Origin of the sequence: Streptomyces thermocarboxydus (assembly GCF_024760485.1) — a bacterium.
GTDB lineage: Bacteria > Actinomycetota > Actinomycetes > Streptomycetales > Streptomycetaceae > Streptomyces > Streptomyces cellulosae.
In genome coordinates, this window is sequence record NZ_CP058273.1 from 4,815,602 (window position 1) to 4,836,495 (window position 20,894).

Here is a 20,894-nt window from a genome sequence, read left to right on the forward strand (position 1 = left end):
CCCCCGTTTCGCCGCCCGACCCGGCTAGTCTCAACCCCCGTACGGGCAGCGACGGTTGAGGCGAAGGGGCGGACATGGGCGTGGCGATCCGGACGGCCGGCGGGGACGACCGGGAGCAGGTGGTCCGGCTGCTGGACGAGGCGTTCCAGGACGATCCGGTCAGCAGCTGGGTGTTCCCCGGCGCGGAGTACCGGCGCGCGACGCACCACCGGCTCATGGCCGCCTTCACCGACGCCACCCTCGCCGACGGGCGCGTCGACCTCTTGGAGGACGGCTCGGCGTGCGCCCTGTGGATGTCCGTCCCGGCGGAGGACCCCGGCCACGGCGAAGCGGCCGACGGCGAGGACGAGTTCGTGGATCTGCGCCGCGCCGTCGACCCGGACAACGAGCGGGTCGAGCTGATCGGCCGCCTCACCGCGGGCATCCACCCCCAGGGCCGCGCCCACGAGTACCTGTGGATGATCGGCGTGGCCCCCGGCCGCCAGGGCGAGGGGCTCGGCACCGCGCTGATCGGCTCCGTCCTCGACCGCTGCGACCGCGAGGGCCGCGCCGCCTACCTGGAGGCGAGCAGCGAGCGCAGCGCCCGGCTGTACGGGCGCCTCGGCTTCGAGCTCACCGGCGAGCCCCTGCGCCTCCCCGACGGCCCGCTGATGTACCCGATGTGGCGCGAACCCCGCGCATCCGGCGCGCGGAGCTGACCCGTCACCCCTCACCCCGCGAGGTGAACCCCCGCCGTACAGGGACGTTCGGCCCTGTACGGCGCCTCGCGCGCCCGGCTTCACTGGCCCGCGGACGGAGGACGAGCGGAACGGGGCGCGTATGGGGCCGACGGCACACGGGGACATCGCGGTCGTGGGACACCACGACCTGACGGACGGATCACTGCGGCTGGTGGAGTCCGCCGTGCGGACCCGGCTGGCGCGGCTCGCCGGGAGGGCGAGGGCCATGGTCCGCGCCGCCGCGGGAACGGCCCTGGCGTCCGGACGCGCCGCGCGCGCCTCCGGACTGCCGCTGGCGGTGGTCATCCCCACCAGCATCGGCGTCCCCGCCCTGCCGCCCCCGCAGGACCGCCCGGCCACCGGCGAACTGCTCACCCTCGCCGACCAGGTGAGGCTCCTCGACTACGACCCCACCGACCGCGACTCCTGCGTCGGCGCGGACGAACGCCTCGTCGCCGCCGGCTCCCTGCTCCTGGCCGTCTGGGACGGTTCCCCCACCGACGGCCGGGACGCCACGGCCCATCTGGTGACCTACGCCCGTGCGCGCGGCATCCCGGTGGAGGTCCTGTGGCCCGAGGGCGCCGCCCGCGACCGCGGGCCCCGCCCCCGCATCCCCCGCGCCCGCGCGCCGTTCTGACACCGCGACACGGGACCTTCGGCCCCCGCCCCAGGACCGGCGCGGGGGCCTTTCGACCCATGTGGAGCCCTCCTCCCCGCGCCGATCATGGGCGCGCACCACACATGGGGAGGAAGACGTCCGGTGGACGAGATACGCACGCAGCATGTGGAAGCCGCCGTGGACGAGCGGCCCCGGCCCGCACAGGGGACGGACGGTCCCGGAGCGGCCCTGGGGACGGCCGGTCCCGGGGCGGCCCCGGGAACGGACGCTCCCGGGCGGTCCGCGCCGGAGCCGGCCGCGAGGGGCCGGGCGTCCTGGGTGGACTGGCTCACGACCACCGACCACAAGAAGATCGGCACGCTCTACCTGGTCAGCGCGTTCGTCTTCTTCGTCGTCGGCGGCGTCATGGCGCTGATGATGCGCGCCGAACTCGCCCGGCCCGGCCTGCAGATCATGTCGAACGAGCAGTTCAACCAGGCGTTCACGATGCACGGTTCGATCATGCTGCTGATGTTCGCCATGCCGCTGTTCACCGGCTTCGCCAACTGGATCATGCCGCTGCAGATCGGCGCCCCCGACGTGGCGTTCCCGCGGCTGAACATGCTGGCGTTCTGGCTGTTCCTGTTCGGCTCCACCATCGCGGCGGCCGGCTTCCTCACCCCGGGCGGCGCCGCCGACTTCGGCTGGTTCCTGTACGCGCCGCTGTCCAACGAGATCTACTCGCCCGGCGTCGGCGCCGACCTCTGGATCATGGGCGTGGCCTTCTCGGGCTTCGGCTCGATCCTCGGCGCGGTCAACTTCATCACCACGATCATCTGCATGCGCGCGCCCGGCATGACGATGTTCCGCATGCCGATCTTCACGTGGAACGTGCTGCTCACGGCGCTGCTCGTGCTGATCGTCTTCCCGGTGCTGGCGGCGGCGCTGTTCGCGCTGGAGTGCGACCGGAGGTTCGGCAGCCACATCTTCGACCCGGCGAACGGCGGGGCGCTGTTGTGGCAGCACCTGTTCTGGTTCTTCGGCCATCCCGAGGTGTACATCCTGGCGCTGCCGTTCTTCGGCATCGTCTCCGAGGTGGTCCCGGTCTTCTCCCGCAAGCCGATGTTCGGGTACATGGGGCTGATCGGCGCGACCATCGCCATCGGCGGTCTCTCCGTGACCGTGTGGGCGCACCACATGTACGTCACGGGCGGGGTGCTGCTGCCGTTCTTCTCGTTCATGACGATGCTGATCGCGGTGCCGACGGGCGTGAAGTTCTTCAACTGGATCGGCACCATGTGGAAGGGCAGCCTCTCCTTCGAGACGCCGATGCTGTGGACGCTGGGCTTCCTGGTGACGTTCCTCTTCGGCGGTCTGACGGGCGTTCTGCTGGCCTCGCCGCCGCTGGACTTCCACGTCTCGGACACGTACTTCGTGGTCGCGCACTTCCACTACACGGTGTTCGGCACGGTCGTGTACGCGATGTTCGCCGGATTCCACTTCTGGTGGCCGAAGTTCACCGGCAAGATGCTCGACGAGCGGCTCGGGAAGATCACCTTCTGGACCCTGACGGCCGGTTTCCACCTGACCTTCCTGGTCCAGCACTGGCTGGGCGTGGAGGGCATGCCCCGCCGGTATGTCGACTACCTGGCCGCGGACGGCTTCACCGCCCTCAACACCCTGTCCTCCGTCGGCTCGTTCCTGCTCGGCCTGTCGGTCCTGCCGTTCTTCTACAACGTCTGGAAGACCGCGAAGTACGGCACACCGGTCGGCGTGGACGACCCCTGGGGCTTCAGCCGCTCCCTGGAGTGGGCCACCTCCTGCCCGCCCCCGCGCCACAACTTCGTCTCCCTGCCGAAGATCCGCAGCGAGTCCCCGGCGTTCGACCTGCACCACCCCGAGGTCACCGCCCTGGAAGCGGGGAAGTGAGCCATGGCGCAGCCCGTCCTCGCCCTCGGGTGCGCGCTGGTCACCGGCGCCGGCTGCGTCTGGTACCTGCCGGCCCTCGCCGACCTGCGGGCCGGGGCGGCCGACCGGCCGCCCTCCCGCCGTACCGCGGCGCTCGCCTGCCTGACCGGCTGGCCACGGTCGCGGCCGTCGGTCCGACCTGCTGCTCACGGCGTCGTGGTGGGCGCCCTGCGCGGTGACGGCGGCCGGCGGCACGGCCGCCGCTGTCCTGCGGGTCAGGGGCCGCGGTGCGGCGCGCCGGTGAGCGCCGGGAGACCGCCCGGCTGTGGGCCGGCCTGACCCCCGACGGCCCGCTGCCGTCGCGTGCGGTCCGTCGCGGGACGGTCGCCGCCCTGGCCCTCGCCCTCCCGGTCGCGGTGTCCGTGGCGGTGCTGCTTCCGGCCACGGGCCTGGCGTTGGCGCGTTAAAGACGTTGCACCACTACAACCGGAGTACTACAACTGGAGTTGTCACGAAGGCGCCACCATCCCGAAAACCCGAGGAAAGAGGCCGTAGTGCGCGACCTGACCTACTTCATCGCCTGTTCCATCGACGGCTTCATCGGGGACCCGGAGGGCGACGCGTCGGCCATGGTGTCCCTCGTCGACGCGGAGTTCTTCGACTTCCTGAAGACGGAGTACCCGGAGACGCTGCCGACCGCGGGCCGCCGTCCGCTCGGCATCGACGACCTGCCCAACAAGCGGTTCGACACGATCGTCCAGGGCCGCCGCAGCTACGACCTGGCCCTCAACGAAGGCGTCACCAGCCCCTACGCCCATATGCGGCAGTACGTCGCCTCCCGCACGCTGGGGGAGTCGCCCGACCCCGACGTCGAGATCATCTCCGACGACCTGGTCGGCCGGGTGCGCGCGCTGAAGGCGGAGGACAGCGCGTACGGCATCTATCTGTGCGGCGGTGCCGAGCTGGCCGGGGCGCTGGTCGACGAGATCGACGAGCTGGTGATCAAGACGTACCCCATCGTGCAGGGCTCGGGCATGCCGATGTTCGCCGCCGGATTCTCGGTCACGCCGTTCACGCTGGAGTCGCACCGCGCCTTCGGCAACGGCACGCTGGTGCGGACGTACCGCAGACAGCGCTGAACGGGCGTCAGCCCGACGCCGTTCAGTCCGCGGGGCGCTCCAGGAAGCGCACCATGTTCCCCGCCGGGTCGCGGAACGCGCAGTCCCGCATTCCGTACGGCTGGTCCACCGGCTCCTGGATCACGTCCGCGCCCGCGGCACGCACCCGCTCGAACAGGGCGTCGCAGTCGGTGGTGGTGAAGTTGACCGCGCGCAGCAGGCCCTTGGCGAGCAGTTCGGCCATCGCCTGTTTGTCGGCGGGGGAGACGTCCGGGCTCGCGGCCGGCGGCTCCAGGACGATCTCCACGTCCTGCTCGGGGGAGGCGACGGTCACCCAGCGCATCCCCTCGTACCCCACGTCGTTGCGCACCTCGAAGCCCAGTACGTCGCAGTAGAAGGCCAGTGCCTTGTCGTGGTCGTCGACCGCGACGAAGCACTGGGCGAGCCGCACGTCCGTCGCCCTGTCCATACCCGTCCCGTTCCTTCTAGAAGTTCCCGCTCGGGTCGGCCCGTCGCCGCACCGGCACCGGCCGGGCGTACGTCCGCACGAAGCACGGCGGGATGACCGCGGTCTCCTCGTGCGAGCGGGCCCGGTAGGAGCTCGGCGTCTCCCCGACCAGCTCGGTGAAGCGCGCGCTGAACGACCCGAGCGAGGTGCAGCCGACCGCGAGGCACACCTCGGTCACCGTCAGGTCGCCCTTGCGCAGCAGCGCCTTGGCGCGCTCGATCCGCCGCGTCATCAGATACGCGTACGGCGTCTGCCCGTACGCGGACCGGAAGCTGCGCTGGAAGTGGCCGGGCGACATCAGCGCCGTCCGCGCCAGCTCCGCGATGTCGAGCGGCTCGGCGTACTCCCGGTCCATCCGGTCCCGGACCCGCCGCAGCCGCACCAGATCCTCCAGCTCCATGCGCCCAGCATCCCACGGGCTCCGAGGGCGGTGCCGGGAAACACCGAAGGGGACCCGCCGCGCGAAGCGACGGGCCCCCTTCGGAAAAAGCCCCAGGACCTGCGATGGTGCACCGATCGCCGGCCGCGAGGAGCGGCGAGGCCGGGTCAGGCCTTCTTGGTCTCCCAGAAGATCTTGTCGATCTGGGCGATGTAGTCCAGCGCCTTCTGGCCGGTGGCCGGGTCGGTCGACGCCTTGGCGGCCGAGAGGGCCTTCAGGGTGTCGTTGACCAGCTGGTGCAGCTCCGGGTACTTCTCGAAGTGCGGCGGCTTGAAGTAGTCGCTCCACAGCACGGAGACGTGGTGCTTCGCCAGCTCGGCGCGCTGTTCCTTGATGACCGTGGCACGCGCCTGGAAGTGCGGGTCGTCGTTGCCGGCCATCTTCTCCTGGACAGCCTTGACCGACTCCGCCTCGATGCGGGCCTGGGCCGGGTCGTACACGCCGCAGGGCAGGTCGCAGTGGGCGCTGACCTTGACCCTGGGGGCAAACAGGCGGGAAAGCATGAAGCGTTTCCTTCCTCGTGATCGTCTTCTCACAGGGGACATTACTCCGTGACGGACCGGTTTTCGCGAGTGCCCCCGTGGGCTTAGGACAAAAGTCCGGGGTCAGACTGAGACTGGTGGAGGAAGAACCGGGGAGGTGCCGGGAGATGCCGGAGCTGTCGCAGGACGCCGAGCGGGTGAGGGCGCCGCTGCCCTTCGGGGTGGCCGAGGTGACCGGACCGTCGATGGTGCCCACGCTGCACCACGGGGACCGGCTCCTGGTCCACTACGGGGCGAAGGTGAAACGCGGCGACGTGATCGTGCTGCGCCACCCGTTCCAGCAGGATCTGCTGGTCGTCAAGCGGGCGGCCGAGCGGCGCGACGGCGGCTGGTGGGTGCTCGGGGACAACGCGTACGCGGGCGGCGACAGCACCGACTACGGCGTCGTCCCCGACGAGCTCGTGCTGGGCCGGGTCCGCTTCCGCTACCGGCCGCGCTCCACGGCCCGGCGGTCGCCGCTGTCGCTGCTGGTCTGGCTGCTGACGTCGGCCCGTCCCGTGCTCTCCGACCGGTCCGCCTCCAGGCGTTTGCGGGCCCGGTAGGCGGCCACGTTCGCACGGGTGGCGCAGCGGTCCGAGCAGTAGCGGCGGGAGCGGTTGGTCGAGGTGTCCAGGTAGGCGTTGCGGCAGGGCGCCGCCTCGCACAGGCCGAGGCGGTCGACGCCGTACTCGGTGAGGTGGAAGGCCAGGCCCATCGCGGCGATGGCGGCGTACCCGGCGGTCGCGTTGGACGGATGGTCGGCCAGGTGCATGTGCCACAGCGGGCGGCCGTCGTCGTCGCGGAAGTCGTGGCCGGAGATCTGCGGGCTCACCGGGAACTCCAGCAGCAGGGAGTTCAGCAGGTCCACGGCGAGGGTCTCGTCGCCGTCGTTCGCCGCCTCGAAGACCGACCGCAGCCTGGCCCGGACCGAGCGGAACCGCGTCACGTCCGCCTCGGTGGCCCGCCGGGCGGCCGACCGGTTGCCGCCGAACAGGTCCCGCACGGCCTCGACCGAGGTGAGCGTGTCCGTGCCCCGGACCGGCTCCTCGGTGTTCACGAGACGGACGGCGTAGTCCGAGTAATAGGCCAGTTCCACTTGTAGTCCTTACGCAGGGGCTCTATGGTCGTGCGTGCGGTCGGGTAACAGACGATCGTGCTTCCAGGGTATTACGGAGTGCACTGCGAGGGAGGGGCCCATGACGGACTCGCACACCACCACGGCCGGCACCGACTGGCAGGCCTGGCAGGAGAGCTGGGACCGCCAGCAGGAGTGGTACATGCCCGACCGGGAGGAACGCTTCCGGGTCATGCTCGACATGGTGGAGGCCCTCGTCGGCACCGCCCCGCGCGTCCTCGACCTGGCCTGCGGCACCGGCAGCATCACCGCTCGCCTGCTCGCCCGCTTCCCCGACGCCACCAGCACCGGCGTCGACCTCGACCCGGCGCTGCTCGCCATCGCCGAGGGCACCTTCGAAGGCGACGAGCGGGTCACCTTCGTCACCGCCGACCTGAAGGACCCCGGCTGGGCCGCGCAGCTCCCGCACGACTCCTACGACGCCGTGCTCACCGCGACGGCCCTGCACTGGCTGCACCGGGAACCCCTCGCGGACCTCTACGGACACATCGCGGGCCTGGTCCGCGACGGCGGCGTCTTCATGAACGCCGACCACATGATCGACGAGAGCACCCCCCGGATCAACGCGGCCGAGCGCGCGCAGCGCCACGCACGCATGGATCAGGCCAAGGAGCGGGGCGCCCTCGACTGGGCCGAGTGGTGGCAGCTCGCCGCGAAGGACCCCGTCCTCGCCGGCCCCACCGCCCGCCGCTTCGAGATCTACGGCGAGCACGCCGACGGCGACATGCCGTCCCCGGTCTGGCACGCGCGCGTGCTGCGCGAAGCCGGCTTCGCGGAGGCCCGCCCGGTGTGGTGCTCGCCGTCGGACACACTGCTGCTGGCGCTGAAGTAGCGGGCCCGGAGCACACGGAAGGGGCGGTACGGAGGACTCCGTACCGCCCCTTCGCCGTGCGGGCGCCGAGGTCAGAGGACCTTGGACAGGAACGACTTGGTGCGCTCGTGCTGCGGGTCGGTCAGCACGTCCCGCGGGTGGCCGGACTCGACCACCACACCGCCGTCCATGAACACCAGGCTGTCGCCCACCTCGCGGGCGAAGCCCATCTCGTGGGTGACGACGATCATCGTCATGCCCGACTCGGCCAGGTCGCGCATGACGTCGAGGACGTCACCGACCAGCTCCGGGTCGAGCGCCGAGGTCGGCTCGTCGAACAGCATCAGCTTGGGGTCCATGGCGAGCGCACGCGCGATCGCCACCCGCTGCTGCTGGCCGCCGGAGAGCTGGGAGGGGTAGTTCCCGGCCTTGTCGCCGAGGCCCACCCGGTCCAGCAGCTCCAGCGCCCGCTGCCGGGCCGCGGACCGGTTGAGCCCCTTGACCTGGACCGGCGCCTCCATGACGTTCTCGACGGCCGTCATGTGCGGGAACAGGTTGAAGCGCTGGAAGACCATGCCGATGTCCCGGCGCTGCTGGGCGACCTCGCTGTCCTTCAGCTCGTAGAGCTTGTCGCCCTTCTGGCGGTAGCCCACCAGCTCGCCGTCGACGTAGAGCCGGCCGGCGTTGATCTTCTCCAGGTGGTTGATGCACCGCAGGAAGGTCGACTTGCCCGAACCGGAGGGGCCGATGAGGCAGAACACCTCGCCCTTCTTGACCTCCAGGTCGATGCCCTTGAGGACCTGCACACCGCCGAAGGACTTGTGGACGCCCTCGGCCTTCACCATGGCGGTCATACCGTGCTGCTCCTCTCGCGGCTGAAGGCCGTCATGTTGGCCTTGATCTTCTGCCACGGGGTCGCGGGCAGGTTCCGGGACGAGCCGCGCGCGAAACGGCGCTCCAGGTAGTACTGGCCGACGCTGAACACGCTGGTGATGACCAGGTACCAGATGCACGCCACGAACAGCATCTCCATCACGGCGTACGACGTGGAGCCGATCGTGGAAGTGGCGCGCAGCAGTTCGTTGTAGGTCACCGCGTACACCAGCGACGAGGTCTTCAGCATGTTGAGGAACTCGTTGCCGGTCGGCGGCACGATCACCCGCATCGCCTGCGGGATCACGATGCGCCGCAGCGTCTTGCCGTGGCTCATGCCCAGCGCGTGCGCCGCCTCGGTCTGACCGTCGTCGACGGACTGCAGGCCGGCGCGGCAGATCTCCGCCATGTACGCCGCCTCGTTCAGGCCGAGACCCAGCAGGGCCGCCATGAACGGCGTCATGACGTCGACCATCTCGTCCTTGTACAGCGGACCGAGGTTCAGCACCGGGAAGATCAGCGCCAGGTTGAACCACAGCAGCAGCTGCACGTAGACCGGGGTGCCGCGGAAGAACCAGATGTACGCCCAGGCGACCCAGCTGGTCACCGGGTTCTTCGACATGCGCATCACGGCGAGGATCACGCCGAGGACCACGCCCATGACCATGGCCAGGACGCTGATCAGCAGGGTCCGGCCGGCGCCGGCCAGCACGGTGCTGTCGAAGACGTAGTCGCCCACGGCCTGCCACTGGATCTTGTCGGCGGTGGCGAAGGCGTTGACGATCAGGCCCACCAGGGCCAGCACGATGACGGCGCTGACCCAGCGGCCGTAGTGGCGGACCGGGATGGCCTTGATCGCCGCGGGCGCTCCGGGGGCGGGCCCGTCGTCCTTGGAGACGACGGTCGCCGGTCGGGCGTCGTCCGTCCCCTTGTCGAGTTTGTCGGTCACTGTGACTGCCCTTCAGTCGTGCCCGGGTCCGTCACTTGCCGCCGTTGACCACGGCCTTGTCGATGGCGCCGGTCTCGGCGCCCCACTTCTCGAGGATCTTCTTGTACGTGCCGTCCTCGATGATGGCGTTGACGGCGGCCTCCAGGGCCTCCGTGAGCTGCTTGTTCTCCTTGGTGACCGCGATGCCGAACGGACCGGCGTCCACCTGCTCGCCGACGATCTCGAAGGCGTTGCCGTTGTCGGCCTTGCGGACCAGGTCGACCGCGACCGGGTAGTCGTTCACACCGGCCACCGCGCCGCCCGACTTCACACGGGTCTGGGCCTCGGTGTCGTTCTCGAACGGCTGGATCTTGATCGCCTTCTTGCCGGCGGCCGTGCACTTCTTGGACTGGTCCTGCAGCGCCTTCTCGTACGTGGTGCCGCGCTGCACGGCGGCCGGCCGGCCGCAGAGGTCCTCGATGGAGTTGATCCCCTGCGGGTTGCCCTTCTGGACGTACACGGCGGTGCCGGCCACGAAGTAGTCGACGAAGTCGACGCCCGGGCCGAGCTTCTTGCCCTTGTCGTCCAGGCCCTCCTGGCGCTGCTTGTTGTCCGTGATGGACGACATCGCGATGTCGTAGCGGCCCGAGTTCAGCGCGGTGATCAGACCGTCGAAGTTGCCGGAGGTGAACTCGATCTTGACGCCCAGCTTCTCGCCCAGCGCGGCGGCGATGTCGGGGTCGACACCGACGATCTTGCCGCCCTCCTGGAACTCCATCGGGGCGTACTCGGCGTTGGTGCCGGCCTTCAGGACACCGGCCTTCTGGATGTCCGCGGGCAGCTTGTCGAAGAGCGGGGCGGAGTTGGTCTTGCCCGAGCCGGAGCCCGAGTCCGAGCCGCCTCCGCTCTCGGTCTGGTCACCGCAGCCGGTGAGAAGCAGTGCGCCTGCGACCGCGATCGCGCCGACCGCTGCAATCCGTGAGCGCGCGGCGGTGGTACGACGGGTGGTGCTTGCGGTCATGTGGGTTCCTCCGGCGGATGGGTGGAGTTGCCGATGGGGCCGGCGACTGCCTGTCGGCATCGCCGCGGGGTCGACGGGAGCACACACCTTCGAGTGCCGCGACCTCGTGTGATTACCGCATCTTGCCATTCGGATTGGACCGTTCAGGGGGCTTGCGATGTCAAAATCGGATAACGGCGGGTCCTCGAACCCGGCATCTTGGGTAGAACGCCGCCGCAGACTCTTCGGGAATCCTCCATTCCGGCCGCAAGATCTTCGCCGATACGCCTGTTGCACGGGCGACCCGCCGAGCCGGAGGGGTACTTGCGGGCTTGCTGGGACTTCGTCCAGGTCTTGTCCTGATATCGGACGATGCTTCATGGCGTCGGCATGTGACCTTCGCGTTATGGACTCGTCGCCGACCGCGTCCGTCCGGTAAGAAGGTTCTTTACACCCCTCATCCGGGGCCCAGGGCGCGTGTGCGGCGCGCCCGTCGTGTTCGGCCCGTACGCAACAACCCCTCCGGGCCTGACACGTCCCCGCCCACCCCTCACCAGGAGTGGCAACCCTCAAACCATGAACACTTAAGGGGTAAAACCAAGTGGCAGCGGAGATTGTCAATCCTCGCAGCGACAGCGAGAACCGGGATGCTTCCGAGCAGGGCGGCGGGGCAGCGCCCCTCGAGTCCTTCGACCCGGCGTTCGCGCTGCACCGCGGCGGCAAGATGGCCGTGCAGGCCACCGTGCCGGTCCGCGACAAGGACGACCTGTCCCTGGCGTACACGCCCGGCGTCGCGAAGGTGTGCAGCGCGATCGCCGAGCAGCCGGAGCTGGTCCACGACTACACGTGGAAGTCCTCGGTCGTCGCCGTCGTGACCGACGGCACGGCCGTGCTGGGGCTCGGTGACATCGGCCCCGAGGCCTCCCTCCCGGTGATGGAGGGCAAGGCCATCCTCTTCAAGCAGTTCGGCGGCGTGGACGCGGTCCCCCTCGCGCTGAACTGCACCGACGTCGACGAGATCGTCGAGACCGTGGTCCGGCTCGCCCCGTCCTTCGGCGGGATCAACCTCGAGGACATCTCGGCGCCGCGGTGCTTCGAGATCGAGCGGCGGCTCCAGGAGCGCCTGGACATCCCGGTCTTCCACGACGACCAGCACGGCACGGCGGTCGTGACGCTCGCGGCGCTGCGGAACGCGGCGCGGCTCAGCGGGCGTCCGCTGGGCGATCTGCGGGCGGTGATCTCCGGTGCGGGCGCGGCGGGTGTCGCGATCGCCAAGATGCTGGTCGAGGCCGGCATCGGGGACGTCGCGGTGGCCGACCGCAAGGGCGTGGTCTCCCGGGACCGCGAGGACCTCACGCCGATCAAGGCGGAACTGGCGTCGTTCACCAACAAGGCCGGCATCTCCGGCACGCTGGAGTCCGCGCTCGCGGGCGCCGACGTCTTCATCGGCGTCTCCGGCGGCACGGTCCCCGAGCCGGCGGTGGCGTCGATGGCCGAGGGCGCGTTCGTCTTCGCCATGGCCAACCCGAACCCGGAGGTGCACCCGGAGGTCGCGTCCAAGTACGCGGCCGTCGTGGCCACCGGCCGGTCGGACTTCCCGAACCAGATCAACAACGTCCTGGCGTTCCCCGGCATCTTCGCCGGCGCGCTCCAGGTGCGGGCCTCCCGGATCACCGAGGGCATGAAGCTCGCCGCGGCCGAGGCGCTGGCCTCCGTCGTCGGCGACGACCTCGCCGCGGACTACGTCATCCCGTCCCCGTTCGACGAGCGGGTCGCCCCCGCGGTGACGGCCGCCGTGGCCGCGGCCGCCCGGGCGGAGGGCGTCGCCCGGCGCTGAGCGCACATGTGTGAGGGTCCCGTCCGCGCCGTGGACGGGGCTCACGCATGTCCGGGGCCTTCGTGCCGTTTCGTGGGGCCCCGGTCCGGCGCAAGGGGGCGTGTGTCACAGGCGGGCACGGTTCCTTCGGCGGGGCGCGGAACCTATCGTCAAGGTCATGTTCGCTGTCTACGCCGCCCGAATCGACCGCGATGAGCCGCTCAACGGACTGGAGTCGGGGGAACGACCCGCTCCCGAGTCCCGGCCGGGCTGGAGCACCGTCACGGTCAAGGCCGCCTCCCTCAACCATCACGACCTCTGGTCCCTGCGCGGCGTCGGCCTCGCGGAGGACAAGCTGCCGATGATCCTCGGCTGCGACGCCGCCGGGATCGACGAGGACGGCAACGAGGTCGTCCTCCACTCGGTGATCGGCGAGTCCGGTCACGGCGTGGGGCCCAAGGAGCCCCGCTCCATTCTGACCGAGCGCTACCAGGGCACCTTCGCCGAGCAGGTCTCCGTGCCCACCTGGAACATCCTGCCCAAGCCGAAGGAGCTGTCCTTCGAGGAGGCGGCCTGTCTGCCCACGGCCTGGCTGACCGCCTACCGGATGCTGTTCACCAACGCGGGCGTGCGCCCCGGTGACTCCGTGCTGGTGCAGGGCGCCGGCGGCGGGGTCGCGACCGCCGCGATCGTCCTCGGCAAGGCGGCGGGGCTGCGGGTCTTCGCCACCAGCCGGGACGAGGCCAAGCGCAAGCGGGCGCTGGAGCTGGGCGCCCTGGAGGCCGTCGAGCCCGGCGCGCGGCTGCCGCACCGGGTCGACGCGGTGATCGAGACCGTGGGCGCGGCCACCTGGTCCCACTCGGTGAAGTCGCTGCGCCCCGGCGGCACGCTGGTGATCTCCGGCGCCACCAGCGGCGACCGGCCCTCGCACGCCGAGCTGACCCGCATCTTCTTCCTGGAGCTGAAGGTCGTGGGGTCCACGATGGGCACCAAGGACGAGCTGGAGGACCTGCTGTCCTTCTGCGCCGCGACCGGCGTGCGGCCCGTCATCGACGAGGTGCTGCCCCTGGACCGGGCCCGCGAGGGCTTCGAACGGATGGCGTCCGGCGAGCTGTTCGGCAAGATCGTGCTCACCAACCCCTGACGGGTGATCCTCCCGCTTCCACGGCCGGCCCGGTGCTTCCGGGCCGGCCGTTCGCATGTCAACGGTGGTTGACAGTGCGGGAGTGTCAACGTAAGTTGACATCATGACTGAGGCAACGGATCTCGCCGAGCGGGCGGGCGACCGTGATCCGCGGGTCGGCCTGCGGGCCGTCGCCGCGCTGCGCAAGCTGCTGGAGCAGCTGGAGGCCGTGCAGGTGCGCAACGCGCGCAACCACGGCTGGTCGTGGCAGGAGATCGCCACCGAACTCGGGGTCAGCAGGCAGGCCGTGCACAAGAAGTACGGGAGGCATTGATGTTCGAACGGTTCACCAAGGACGCCCGGGACGTGGCCAGGGGGGCCGTCTCCCACGCCGAACGGACGGGAGCGGCCCGCGTCGGCGCGGAGCATCTGCTTCTCGCCCTGCTCGACCGGGAGGGCAGCCGCGCCTCCTTCGCCCTGACCGCCCTCGGGCTCGGCGAACGCCGCGAGCCCGTACGGGAGGCCCTGGAGCGGGCACGGCGGCGGGGCGGTCTCACCCAGGCCGAGACGGACGCCCTTGCCGGGCTGGGCATCGACGTCCCGGAGATCGTCGCCCGGGTGGAGGAGACGCACGGCCCCGGAGCGCTGTCCGCGGAGCCGTCCCGCTCCCGGTGGCGGGGGCACCGCCCCTTCGACCGGGCGGCCAAGGACGTCCTGACCGGTGCGCTGCGCACCGCCACCGCCCGCGGCCACCGCCACATCGGCGACGAGCATCTGCTGCTCGCCCTCACCGCCCGCCCCGGCGTGCCCGCCGAGGTCCTCGCCGACCACGGGGTCACCCACGCGTCGGTCACCCGCGTGCTCTACGGCGACGGCGAGGCCAAGGCGGGCTGACGGGCTCTCAGGGCCCGCCCCGGCCGCAGGGTCTCCGGCGCCGGCTCTGCGGCGCCGGAGAGCCCCGGTGTCAGGCCTTCGGCGCCTTCAGCAGCGCCCCGATGCGGGCGGCCGCCTCCGACAGATGGCGGCGGGCGTCGCGCAACTGCTCCTCGGTGACTCCGTGGTCCCGCGCGGCGTCCCGGACGTCGTCCCGGAAGCGGTCCAGCAGCCGCTCCAGGTCACGCGCCGGGTCGCCCGTGGACTCAGCGGCGCTCGCATGGCCCCAGGAGGGCGCGTAGTCGGCCGGGAAGTCCTCGGGGGTCATGGAGTACGACGGACGGGACTCCGGCCCCTTCGCGGAGCCCGGACGCCCGAAGGTGAAGTCCTTCCCGAACTCGCCCATCTCCTTGACCAGTTCGCCGAGACCCTCGCGCAGTCCGGAAGGCCAGTCGCCGCGGGCGAAGTGCCCCTGCACCTGCTCCTGTACCTGCCTCACGATGCGCTGCACCTGCTCCTGCGCCCGGTCCTGGGCCTCCTTGGCCTGGCGGCGGGCGCGCTGGGCCTCCTCGCGGGAGCGCCGGCTCTCGTCCTTGGCGCGCCGGGCCTGCTCCTTCCACTCCTGCTTGGCGCGGCGCATCTCCTCCTTGGCGGCGCGCCAGGCGTCCTTGTCGCCGAACGCCGAGAAGTCGCCGAAGTCGAAGTCACCCGAGGGGGCGTCCTTGCCGCCGGACGCGGAGCCGCCCCGCGCCTGCCGGGCCCGGCCCGCCGCGGCGCGCATCTCGCGGCGCAGATCGCCCGCCGCGCCGCTGACGTCGGCCCGGATCTCGGCGGCCAGCTCGGCGACCGACTCGCGGATCTCCAGCTCCAGGTCGGCCAGCTCACCACTGCGGTCGGCCAGTTCGGCGCGGCCGGCGTCGGTGATCGAGTAGACCTTGCGTCCGCCCTCGGTGGTGTGGGTGACCAGCCCCTCCGCCTCCAGCTTGGCCAGCCGGGGGTAGACCGTGCCCGCGGACGGCGCGTACAGCCCCTGGAAGCGCTCCTCGAGGAGGCGGATCACCTCGTAGCCGTGCCGGGGGGCCTCGTCGAGCAGCTTCAGCAGGTAGAGACGGAGGCGTCCGTGGGCGAAGACGGGGGGCATGTCAGAGCACCTTCTTGTCGGTCGTACCGGCATTGTCTCCCGGGCCGCCCCGCAGGTCGGGCCCGTCCTCGCGGGGCGGGCGGCGCAGCAGGGCGATGGAGCCGGAGACGGTGGTGGCCCGCAGCTTGCCGCTGCCCGCGCCGAGGCGGCCGGTGAGCTTGTGGGCGCCCCACATCCCCTGCACCCGCAGGTCGTCGAAGGCGTTGGAGATGGCGCCGCTCGCCGTGTTGGCCTCCACGTCGGCGTCCGCCGGGTCGGGCAGCCGGACGGCGATCTCGCCCGAGACGCTGGTCAGCCGGATGTCGGTGGGGCCCTCGGGGTCCAGGTCCACGATCATCGAGCCGCTGACCGTGTCCGCCCGGACGGAGGGGCCGGAGCCCTCGACGACCGTGAGGTCGCCGGAGACGGAGGCGAAGTGGAGGTCGCCGGTCACGGACTGGGCCTCCACGCTGCCGGAGACGGTGTCCGCGCGGACCGGGCCGGACAGGTGGACCAGCGTGGTGTCGCCCGCGACGCCCTTCACCGCGGCGGGGCCCCGGATGCCGGAGACGACGGCGCCCGCGCCGACCACGCCGACCTCCACGCGGGTCTGCGCCGGGACCGCGAGGGAGACCACCGCGCTGCGGCGCCAGCCCTTGCGGTCGAGCCACTTGAGGAAGCCCTTCCAGGGGAGGTCGTCGTACGCGACGGTCAGGACGCCGTCCTGGTGGGTCACGAGGAGGGGCGGGCCTTCGACGTCGGTGACCTGGAGGTGGGCGTGGGGTTCGTCCGTGCCCACGACGTTCACCGTGCCGTTGACGATGCGGACGTTGAGGTGGGTCAGGGGGGCGTCGAAGGTGAGGTTCGTTTTGTCCTGGACGGACCACTCGGGCATGGACGGCCTCCTGATCGCGGGGTGCCCTGGGCTTGGGCGCGGGCGGGTTGCGTCATATCGCGTATTACTCGATTCACGATATATCGCGGCAGGCTAAAGTCAAGGCACACGTTCGTGTGAACGGTGCCTTGGGGTTGCGCTATAGGGAGGTGGGTCGGGGCTGGGCGGGGGTGTGTCGCAGCCCGGTGTCAGCGGGAGCCGTCGCGCCCGCCCGTGCCGCTCCCGGGCGGCACCTCCCAGGCCCTCAAGGCACTGGGGGAGGCACGATCGCCCGCGGGAAGCGGCGGAGCGGTCCGCGGGGAGCGCGGACTACTCGTCGTCCTCGTCGTCCAGGCGGGCCAGCCATGTTGCCAGGCGTTCCACCGGGACCTCGAAGTCGGGGTTGAGGTCGACGAAGGTGCGGAGTTGTTCCGCGAGCCACTCGAAGGTGACCTCCTCCTCGCCGCGCCGCTTCTCCAGTTCCTCGATGCCACGGTCCGTGAAGTACATGAGGTCAAGGATATGTGCCGGGAAACGGGGCGGGCCGCACCCCCGGGAAGGGAGTGCGGCCCGCTCGCGTACCGCGTGCCGGTGTGGCTCAGGCCTCGAAGACCTCGCGCACCAACTGCTCCTGCTCGGCCTGGTGGCGCTTCGCGGAGCCGACCGCCGGGGACGAGCTGTGCGGCCGCGAGATGCGGCGCAGACGCTCGTCGTGCGGCAGATCGGCGCCGACCGCCAGGTCCAGGTGGTCGATCAGGTTGAGCGCGATGAACGGCCAGGCGCCCTGGTTCGCCGGCTCCTCCTGCGCCCACAGGTACTTCTCGGCGTTCGGGTACTTCTTGATCTCCGCCTGGAGCTCGGCACCCGGCAGCGGGTACAGGCGCTCGATGCGGATGATCGCCGTGTCGTCCGCGCCGCGCTTCTTCTTCTCGGCGATCAGGTCGTAGTAGACCTTGCCCGCGCAGAAGACGACCTTCTTCACGGCGGCCGGGTCGACCGTGTCGTCGCCGATGACCGGGCGGAACTGGCCCGTCGTAAACTCGTCCGCCTTCGACGCGGCGGCCTTGAGGCGCAGCATCGACTTCGGGGTGAAGACCACCAGCGGCTTGTGGTGCGGGTTGTGCACCTGCCACCGCAGGAGGTGGAAGTAGTTCGACGGCGAGGTCGGCATGGCGACCGTCATGTTGTTCTGGGCGCAGAGCTGCAGGAAGCGCTCCGGGCGGGCCGAGGAGTGGTCCGGGCCCTGGCCCTCGTAGCCGTGCGGCAGGAGCAGGACCACACCGGAGGTCTGGTTCCACTTCTGCTCGGCCGACGAGATGAACTCGTCCACGACCGTCTGCGCGCCGTTGACGAAGTCGCCGAACTGCGCCTCCCACAGCACGAGCGCGTCCGGGCGGGCCAGCGAGTAGCCGTACTCGAAGCCCATGGCCGCGTACTCGGACAGCAGGGAGTTGTAGACGTTCAGCCGCGCCTGGTCCTCGGAGAGGTACTGCAGCGGCGTGTACTCCTCGCCCGTCTCACGGTCGATGATGACCGCGTGACGCTGGCCGAAGGTGCCGCGCTGCGAGTCCTGGCCGGCGAGCCGGACCGGGACGCCCTCGAGGAGCAGCGAGCCGAAGGCGAGGGTCTCGCCCATGCCCCAGTCGATGGTGCCGTCCTCGACCATCGACGCCCGGCGCTGCAGCTGCGGCAGCAGACGCGGGTGGACGGTGATGTGGTCGGGGATGTTCACCTGCGACTCGGCGATCCGCTTCACGACCTCCGAGGTGACCGCGGTGTTCACGGCGACCGGGAACTCGGCCTGCGGGTCGGACGGGGCGACCGTGGCGGGCTGCGAGGTGGCCTCGCGGACCTCCGTGAAGACCTTCTCCAGCTGGCCCTGGTAGTCCTGCAGCGCCTGCTCGGCCTCTTCCAGGGTGATGTCGCCGCGACCGATGAGGGACTCGGTGTACAGCTTGCGCACCGAGCGCTTCTTGTCGATCAGGTCGTACATCAGCGGCTGGGTGAAGGCCGGGTTGTCCGACTCGTTGTGACCGCGGCGGCGGTAGCAGATGAGGTCGATCACCACGTCCTTGTTGAACGCCTGGCGGAACTCGAAGGCCAGGCGCGCGACGCGCACGACCGCCTCCGGGTCGTCGCCGTTCACGTGGAAGATCGGGGCCTCGATCATGCGGGCCACGTCCGTCGCGTACATCGAGGAGCGCGAGGACTCGGGGGCCGCGGTGAAGCCGACCTGGTTGTTGATGACGACGTGCACGGTGCCGCCGGTGCGGTAGCCGCGCAGCTGCGACATGTTCAGGGTCTCGGCCACCACGCCCTGGCCCGCGAAGGCCGCGTCGCCGTGGATCGCCACCGGCAGGACGGTGAAGTCCGTGCCGCCCTTGTTGATGATGTCCTGCTTGGCGCGGGCGACGCCCTCCAGGACCGGGTCGACCGCCTCCAGGTGCGAGGGGTTGGCGACCAGCGAGACCTTGATCTGCTCGCCGTCCAGGCCGGTGAAGGTGCCCTCGGCGCCCAGGTGGTACTTCACGTCGCCGGAGCCGTGCATCGACTTCGGGTCGAGGTTGCCCTCGAACTCGCGGAAGATCTGCGCGTACGACTTGCCGACGATGTTGGCGAGGACGTTCAGGCGGCCGCGGTGGGCCATGCCGATGACGACCTCGTCCAGGCGGGACTCGGCGGCCGAGTCCAGCACCGCGTCGAGCAGCGGGATGACGGACTCGCCGCCCTCCAGCGAGAAGCGCTTCTGGCCGACGTACTTGGTCTGCAGGAAGGTCTCGAAGGCCTCCGCCGCGTTCAGCCGGCGCAGGATGCGCAGCTGCTCCTCGCGCTCCGGCTTGGTGTGGCCGCGCTCCACGCGGTCCTGGATCCACTTGCGCTGCTTGGGGTCCTGGATGTGCATGAACTCGATGCCGGTGGTGCGGCAGTACGAGTCGCGGAGCACGCCGAGGATGTCGCGCAGCTTCATCATCGACTTGCCGGCGAAGCCGCCGACGGCGAACTCGCGCTCCAGGTCCCACAGGGTGAGGCCGTGCTCGACGATGTCCAGGTCGGGGTGCTTGCGGACCTTGTACTCGAGCGGGTCGGTGTCGGCCATGACGTGGCCGCGGACCCGGTAGGAGTGGATCAGGTCGAAGACCCGGGCGGCCTTGGTGACGTCGTCGTCGTGGCTGGCGTCGATGTCCTTGAGCCAGCGGACCGGCTCGTAGGGGATGCGCAGCGCCTCGAAGATCTCGTCGTAGAAGTTGTTCTCGCCGAGCAGGAGGTTCGCGACCTGGCGCAGGAACTCGCCGGAGGCGGCGCCCTGGATCACCCGGTGGTCGTAGGTCGACGTGAGCGTCATGACCTTCGAGATGCCGAGCTTGTTCAGGGTGTCCTGGGAGGTGCCCTGGAACTCCGCCGGGTAGTCCATGGAGCCGACGCCCATGATCACGGACTGGCCGGGCATCAGACGCGGCACGGAGTGGACCGTGCCCAGGCCGCCGGGGTTGGTCAGGGAGACCGTGACGCCGGTGAAGTCGTCCATCGTCAGCTTGTTGTCGCGGGCGCGACGGACGATGTCCTCGTAGGCCTGCCAGAACTCGAAGAAGTTCAGCGTCTCGGCCTTCTTGATCGCCGCGACGACGAGCTGGCGGTCGCCGTTGGGCTTGACCAGGTCGATGGCGAGGCCGAGGTTGATGTGCTCCGGCTTGACCAGGGTGGGCTTGCCGTCCACCTTCGCGTACGAGTAGTTCATGGCCGGCATGGCCTTGATGGCCTGGACCATGGCGTAGCCGATGAGGTGCGTGAAGGAGATCTTCCCGCCCCGCGCGCGCTTCAGGTGGTTGTTGATGACGATGCGGTTGTCGAACAGCAGCTTCACCGGGACCGCGCGCACGGACGTGGCCGTGGGCAGCTCCAGCGAGGCGTCCATGTTCTTCGCGACCGCGGCGGACGGACCGCGCAGGGTGACCTGGTCGGGACCGGCCTTCGCCTCACCCGCGGGCTCGGCCTTCTTGGCCGGCGCCGGCTTGGCGGCGGGAGCGGCCTGCTTCGCCGGCTGGGCCGGGGCCTTCGCCTGAGCCGGGGCCTTGGCGGCCGGGGCGGGCTGCGCCGGCGCGGCGGGCTGCGCGGGCGCCTGGGCCTGCGCGGGCGCGGCCGGCCGGGACGGAGCGGTGGGGGTCACCGCGGCCCCCGCGGCCGCGTCACCCGCCGGAGCCGGGGACGCGGGAGCGCCCGGCTTGTAGTCGGCGAAGAAGTCCCACCAGGCTCGGTCCACCGAGTTCGGGTCCTGGAGGTACTGCTGGTAGATCTCGTCGACGAGCCATTCGTTGGCACCGAAGGCCGCAGCGGGGTTCTTTCCCGCTTGGTCGGTGTCGGTCGAGATGCTCGAGTTACTGGGGGACTGTGGCGACACGGCGTCAACCGCCCTCTTCCGCTTCGCAAGATGATGGACAGCGGAAATAAAGGCTACGCCTCCCCGCGCGAGAAGGTCAGGCCGGGCCCGTGCAACGTCGTGCACATCACATCTCGGCGGGTGTTTCAGCGCTG

At 70.6% G+C, this 20,894-nt stretch carries 22 protein-coding genes; 11 read left to right on the top strand and 11 right to left on the bottom strand.

Annotated features, from left to right (window positions below):
• The first annotated feature begins 74 nt into the window (after positions 1 to 74).
• The 5 genes from AY578_RS22335 (at position 75) to AY578_RS22355 (ending at position 4,364) form a co-directional block, all read left to right on the top strand.
• Positions 75 to 698 carry a GNAT family N-acetyltransferase gene (locus AY578_RS22335; RefSeq protein ID WP_019522913.1) on the top strand — a complete coding sequence of 208 codons (624 nt, stop codon included), beginning with the start codon at positions 75 to 77 and terminating at the stop codon, positions 696 to 698.
• Positions 699 to 819: 121 nt separating this feature from the next.
• Complete coding sequence (locus tag AY578_RS22340) at positions 820 to 1,356, top strand: hypothetical protein (protein ID WP_019522914.1); 537 nt, start codon at positions 820 to 822, stop codon at positions 1,354 to 1,356.
• A 159-nt stretch (positions 1,357 to 1,515) separates the two neighbouring features.
• On the top strand, positions 1,516 to 3,246 hold the full coding sequence (gene ctaD, locus AY578_RS22345; RefSeq protein ID WP_370878988.1) for an aa3-type cytochrome oxidase subunit I: 1,731 nt from the start codon (positions 1,516 to 1,518) through the stop codon (positions 3,244 to 3,246).
• A gap of 266 nt (positions 3,247 to 3,512) precedes the next feature.
• Entirely contained in the window at positions 3,513 to 3,692 is a 180-nt protein-coding gene (locus AY578_RS22350; RefSeq protein WP_258904798.1) for a hypothetical protein, read from the top strand.
• Between the two features lie 87 nt (positions 3,693 to 3,779).
• Complete coding sequence (locus AY578_RS22355) at positions 3,780 to 4,364, top strand: dihydrofolate reductase family protein (protein WP_019522917.1); 585 nt, start codon at positions 3,780 to 3,782, stop codon at positions 4,362 to 4,364.
• 22 nt (positions 4,365 to 4,386) lie between these two features.
• On the opposite strand, the gene AY578_RS22360 is transcribed toward AY578_RS22355, so the two are convergent.
• The 3 genes from AY578_RS22360 to sodN all read right to left on the bottom strand — a co-directional run bounded on the left by AY578_RS22360 (position 4,387) and on the right by sodN (position 5,793).
• Positions 4,387 to 4,812, bottom strand: a complete 426-nt coding sequence (locus tag AY578_RS22360; RefSeq protein WP_019522918.1) for a VOC family protein — start codon at positions 4,810 to 4,812, stop codon at positions 4,387 to 4,389.
• 16 nt (positions 4,813 to 4,828) lie between these two features.
• Positions 4,829 to 5,251 (bottom strand): helix-turn-helix transcriptional regulator, encoded by a 423-nt coding sequence (locus tag AY578_RS22365; RefSeq protein ID WP_019522919.1) that lies wholly within the window; start codon positions 5,249 to 5,251, stop codon positions 4,829 to 4,831.
• 146 nt (positions 5,252 to 5,397) lie between these two features.
• Positions 5,398 to 5,793, bottom strand: a complete 396-nt coding sequence (gene sodN, locus AY578_RS22370) for a superoxide dismutase, Ni (RefSeq protein ID WP_006136256.1) — start codon at positions 5,791 to 5,793, stop codon at positions 5,398 to 5,400.
• 146 nt (positions 5,794 to 5,939) lie between these two features.
• Between sodN and sodX the strand changes: the two genes are divergently transcribed.
• Complete coding sequence (gene sodX / locus AY578_RS22375) at positions 5,940 to 6,374, top strand: nickel-type superoxide dismutase maturation protease (protein ID WP_028959313.1); 435 nt, start codon at positions 5,940 to 5,942, stop codon at positions 6,372 to 6,374.
• Here the strand turns inward: sodX and AY578_RS22380 are convergent.
• Positions 6,257 to 6,907, bottom strand: coding sequence for a CGNR zinc finger domain-containing protein (locus AY578_RS22380; protein WP_028959312.1), 651 nt, complete (start codon positions 6,905 to 6,907; stop codon positions 6,257 to 6,259). The two genes, sodX and AY578_RS22380, sit on opposite strands and share 118 nt — an antisense overlap.
• A 100-nt stretch (positions 6,908 to 7,007) precedes the next feature.
• On the opposite strand from AY578_RS22380, the gene AY578_RS22385 reads away from it, so the two are divergent.
• A complete protein-coding gene (locus tag AY578_RS22385; RefSeq protein WP_161231607.1) occupies positions 7,008 to 7,778 on the top strand; it encodes a class I SAM-dependent methyltransferase in 771 nt (256 codons plus the stop codon).
• Between the two features lie 71 nt (positions 7,779 to 7,849).
• Here the strand turns inward: AY578_RS22385 and AY578_RS22390 are convergent, their stop codons facing one another.
• From AY578_RS22390 to AY578_RS22400, 3 genes are read right to left on the bottom strand one after another with little or no spacing between them, the layout of a single operon-like run.
• Positions 7,850 to 8,611 carry an amino acid ABC transporter ATP-binding protein gene (locus tag AY578_RS22390; protein WP_019522923.1) on the bottom strand — a complete coding sequence of 254 codons (762 nt, stop codon included), beginning with the start codon at positions 8,609 to 8,611 and terminating at the stop codon, positions 7,850 to 7,852.
• Positions 8,608 to 9,579: an amino acid ABC transporter permease gene (locus tag AY578_RS22395; RefSeq protein WP_019522924.1), complete on the bottom strand. Its 972-nt coding sequence runs from the start codon at positions 9,577 to 9,579 to the stop codon at positions 8,608 to 8,610. The genes AY578_RS22390 and AY578_RS22395 overlap by 4 nt, the downstream gene beginning before the upstream one ends.
• A gap of 31 nt (positions 9,580 to 9,610) precedes the next feature.
• Positions 9,611 to 10,579, bottom strand: a complete 969-nt coding sequence (locus tag AY578_RS22400) for an ABC transporter substrate-binding protein (RefSeq protein WP_019522925.1) — start codon at positions 10,577 to 10,579, stop codon at positions 9,611 to 9,613.
• Between the two features lie 580 nt (positions 10,580 to 11,159).
• On the opposite strand from AY578_RS22400, the gene AY578_RS22405 reads away from it, so the two are divergent.
• From AY578_RS22405 to AY578_RS22420, 4 genes are all read left to right on the top strand, one after another.
• Positions 11,160 to 12,395, top strand: a complete 1,236-nt coding sequence (locus AY578_RS22405; protein WP_028959310.1) for an NAD(P)-dependent malic enzyme — start codon at positions 11,160 to 11,162, stop codon at positions 12,393 to 12,395.
• A gap of 157 nt (positions 12,396 to 12,552) precedes the next feature.
• Positions 12,553 to 13,518, top strand: a complete 966-nt coding sequence (locus AY578_RS22410; RefSeq protein WP_019522927.1) for a zinc-binding dehydrogenase — start codon at positions 12,553 to 12,555, stop codon at positions 13,516 to 13,518.
• Between the two features lie 103 nt (positions 13,519 to 13,621).
• Positions 13,622 to 13,831, top strand: coding sequence for an HTH domain-containing protein (locus tag AY578_RS22415; RefSeq protein WP_028959309.1), 210 nt, complete (start codon positions 13,622 to 13,624; stop codon positions 13,829 to 13,831).
• The gene (locus AY578_RS22420; RefSeq protein ID WP_258904825.1) at positions 13,831 to 14,391 is read left to right on the top strand and encodes a Clp protease N-terminal domain-containing protein; all 561 of its coding nucleotides are present in this window, start codon (positions 13,831 to 13,833) and stop codon (positions 14,389 to 14,391) included. Before AY578_RS22415 ends, AY578_RS22420 begins: the two co-directional genes overlap by 1 nt.
• Before the next feature lie 70 nt (positions 14,392 to 14,461).
• Here the strand turns inward: AY578_RS22420 and AY578_RS22425 are convergent, their stop codons facing one another.
• The 4 genes from AY578_RS22425 to AY578_RS22440 all read right to left on the bottom strand — a co-directional run bounded on the left by AY578_RS22425 (position 14,462) and on the right by AY578_RS22440 (position 20,760).
• Positions 14,462 to 15,511 carry a PadR family transcriptional regulator gene (locus AY578_RS22425; RefSeq protein WP_028959307.1) on the bottom strand — a complete coding sequence of 350 codons (1,050 nt, stop codon included), beginning with the start codon at positions 15,509 to 15,511 and terminating at the stop codon, positions 14,462 to 14,464.
• 1 nt (position 15,512) lies between these two features.
• Complete coding sequence (locus tag AY578_RS22430) at positions 15,513 to 16,385, bottom strand: DUF4097 family beta strand repeat-containing protein (RefSeq protein ID WP_161107445.1); 873 nt, start codon at positions 16,383 to 16,385, stop codon at positions 15,513 to 15,515.
• A 309-nt stretch (positions 16,386 to 16,694) separates the two neighbouring features.
• The gene (locus tag AY578_RS22435) at positions 16,695 to 16,874 is read right to left on the bottom strand and encodes a DUF6104 family protein (protein ID WP_003992906.1); all 180 of its coding nucleotides are present in this window, start codon (positions 16,872 to 16,874) and stop codon (positions 16,695 to 16,697) included.
• A gap of 88 nt (positions 16,875 to 16,962) precedes the next feature.
• Positions 16,963 to 20,760 carry a multifunctional oxoglutarate decarboxylase/oxoglutarate dehydrogenase thiamine pyrophosphate-binding subunit/dihydrolipoyllysine-residue succinyltransferase subunit gene (locus AY578_RS22440; protein ID WP_019522932.1) on the bottom strand — a complete coding sequence of 1,266 codons (3,798 nt, stop codon included), beginning with the start codon at positions 20,758 to 20,760 and terminating at the stop codon, positions 16,963 to 16,965.
• Between the last annotated feature and the right edge of the window lie 134 nt (positions 20,761 to 20,894).

Coding starts and splice junctions, on each gene's coding strand:
- AY578_RS22335 (WP_019522913.1), top strand. CDS start 75: ATGGGCGTGGCGATCCGGACGGCCGGCGGGGACGACCGGGAGCAGGTG.
- AY578_RS22340 (WP_019522914.1), top strand. CDS start 820: ATGGGGCCGACGGCACACGGGGACATCGCGGTCGTGGGACACCACGAC.
- AY578_RS22360 (WP_019522918.1), bottom strand. CDS start 4,812: ATGGACAGGGCGACGGACGTGCGGCTCGCCCAGTGCTTCGTCGCGGTC.
- AY578_RS22365 (WP_019522919.1), bottom strand. CDS start 5,251: ATGGAGCTGGAGGATCTGGTGCGGCTGCGGCGGGTCCGGGACCGGATG.
- sodN (WP_006136256.1), bottom strand. CDS start 5,793: ATGCTTTCCCGCCTGTTTGCCCCCAGGGTCAAGGTCAGCGCCCACTGC.
- sodX (WP_028959313.1), top strand. CDS start 5,940: ATGCCGGAGCTGTCGCAGGACGCCGAGCGGGTGAGGGCGCCGCTGCCC.
- AY578_RS22385 (WP_161231607.1), top strand. CDS start 7,008: ATGACGGACTCGCACACCACCACGGCCGGCACCGACTGGCAGGCCTGG.
- AY578_RS22390 (WP_019522923.1), bottom strand. CDS start 8,611: ATGACCGCCATGGTGAAGGCCGAGGGCGTCCACAAGTCCTTCGGCGGT.
- AY578_RS22400 (WP_019522925.1), bottom strand. CDS start 10,579: ATGACCGCAAGCACCACCCGTCGTACCACCGCCGCGCGCTCACGGATT.
- AY578_RS22410 (WP_019522927.1), top strand. CDS start 12,553: ATGTTCGCTGTCTACGCCGCCCGAATCGACCGCGATGAGCCGCTCAAC.
- AY578_RS22415 (WP_028959309.1), top strand. CDS start 13,622: ATGACTGAGGCAACGGATCTCGCCGAGCGGGCGGGCGACCGTGATCCG.
- AY578_RS22420 (WP_258904825.1), top strand. CDS start 13,831: ATGTTCGAACGGTTCACCAAGGACGCCCGGGACGTGGCCAGGGGGGCC.
- AY578_RS22425 (WP_028959307.1), bottom strand. CDS start 15,511: ATGCCCCCCGTCTTCGCCCACGGACGCCTCCGTCTCTACCTGCTGAAG.
- AY578_RS22430 (WP_161107445.1), bottom strand. CDS start 16,385: ATGCCCGAGTGGTCCGTCCAGGACAAAACGAACCTCACCTTCGACGCC.
- AY578_RS22435 (WP_003992906.1), bottom strand. CDS start 16,874: ATGTACTTCACGGACCGTGGCATCGAGGAACTGGAGAAGCGGCGCGGC.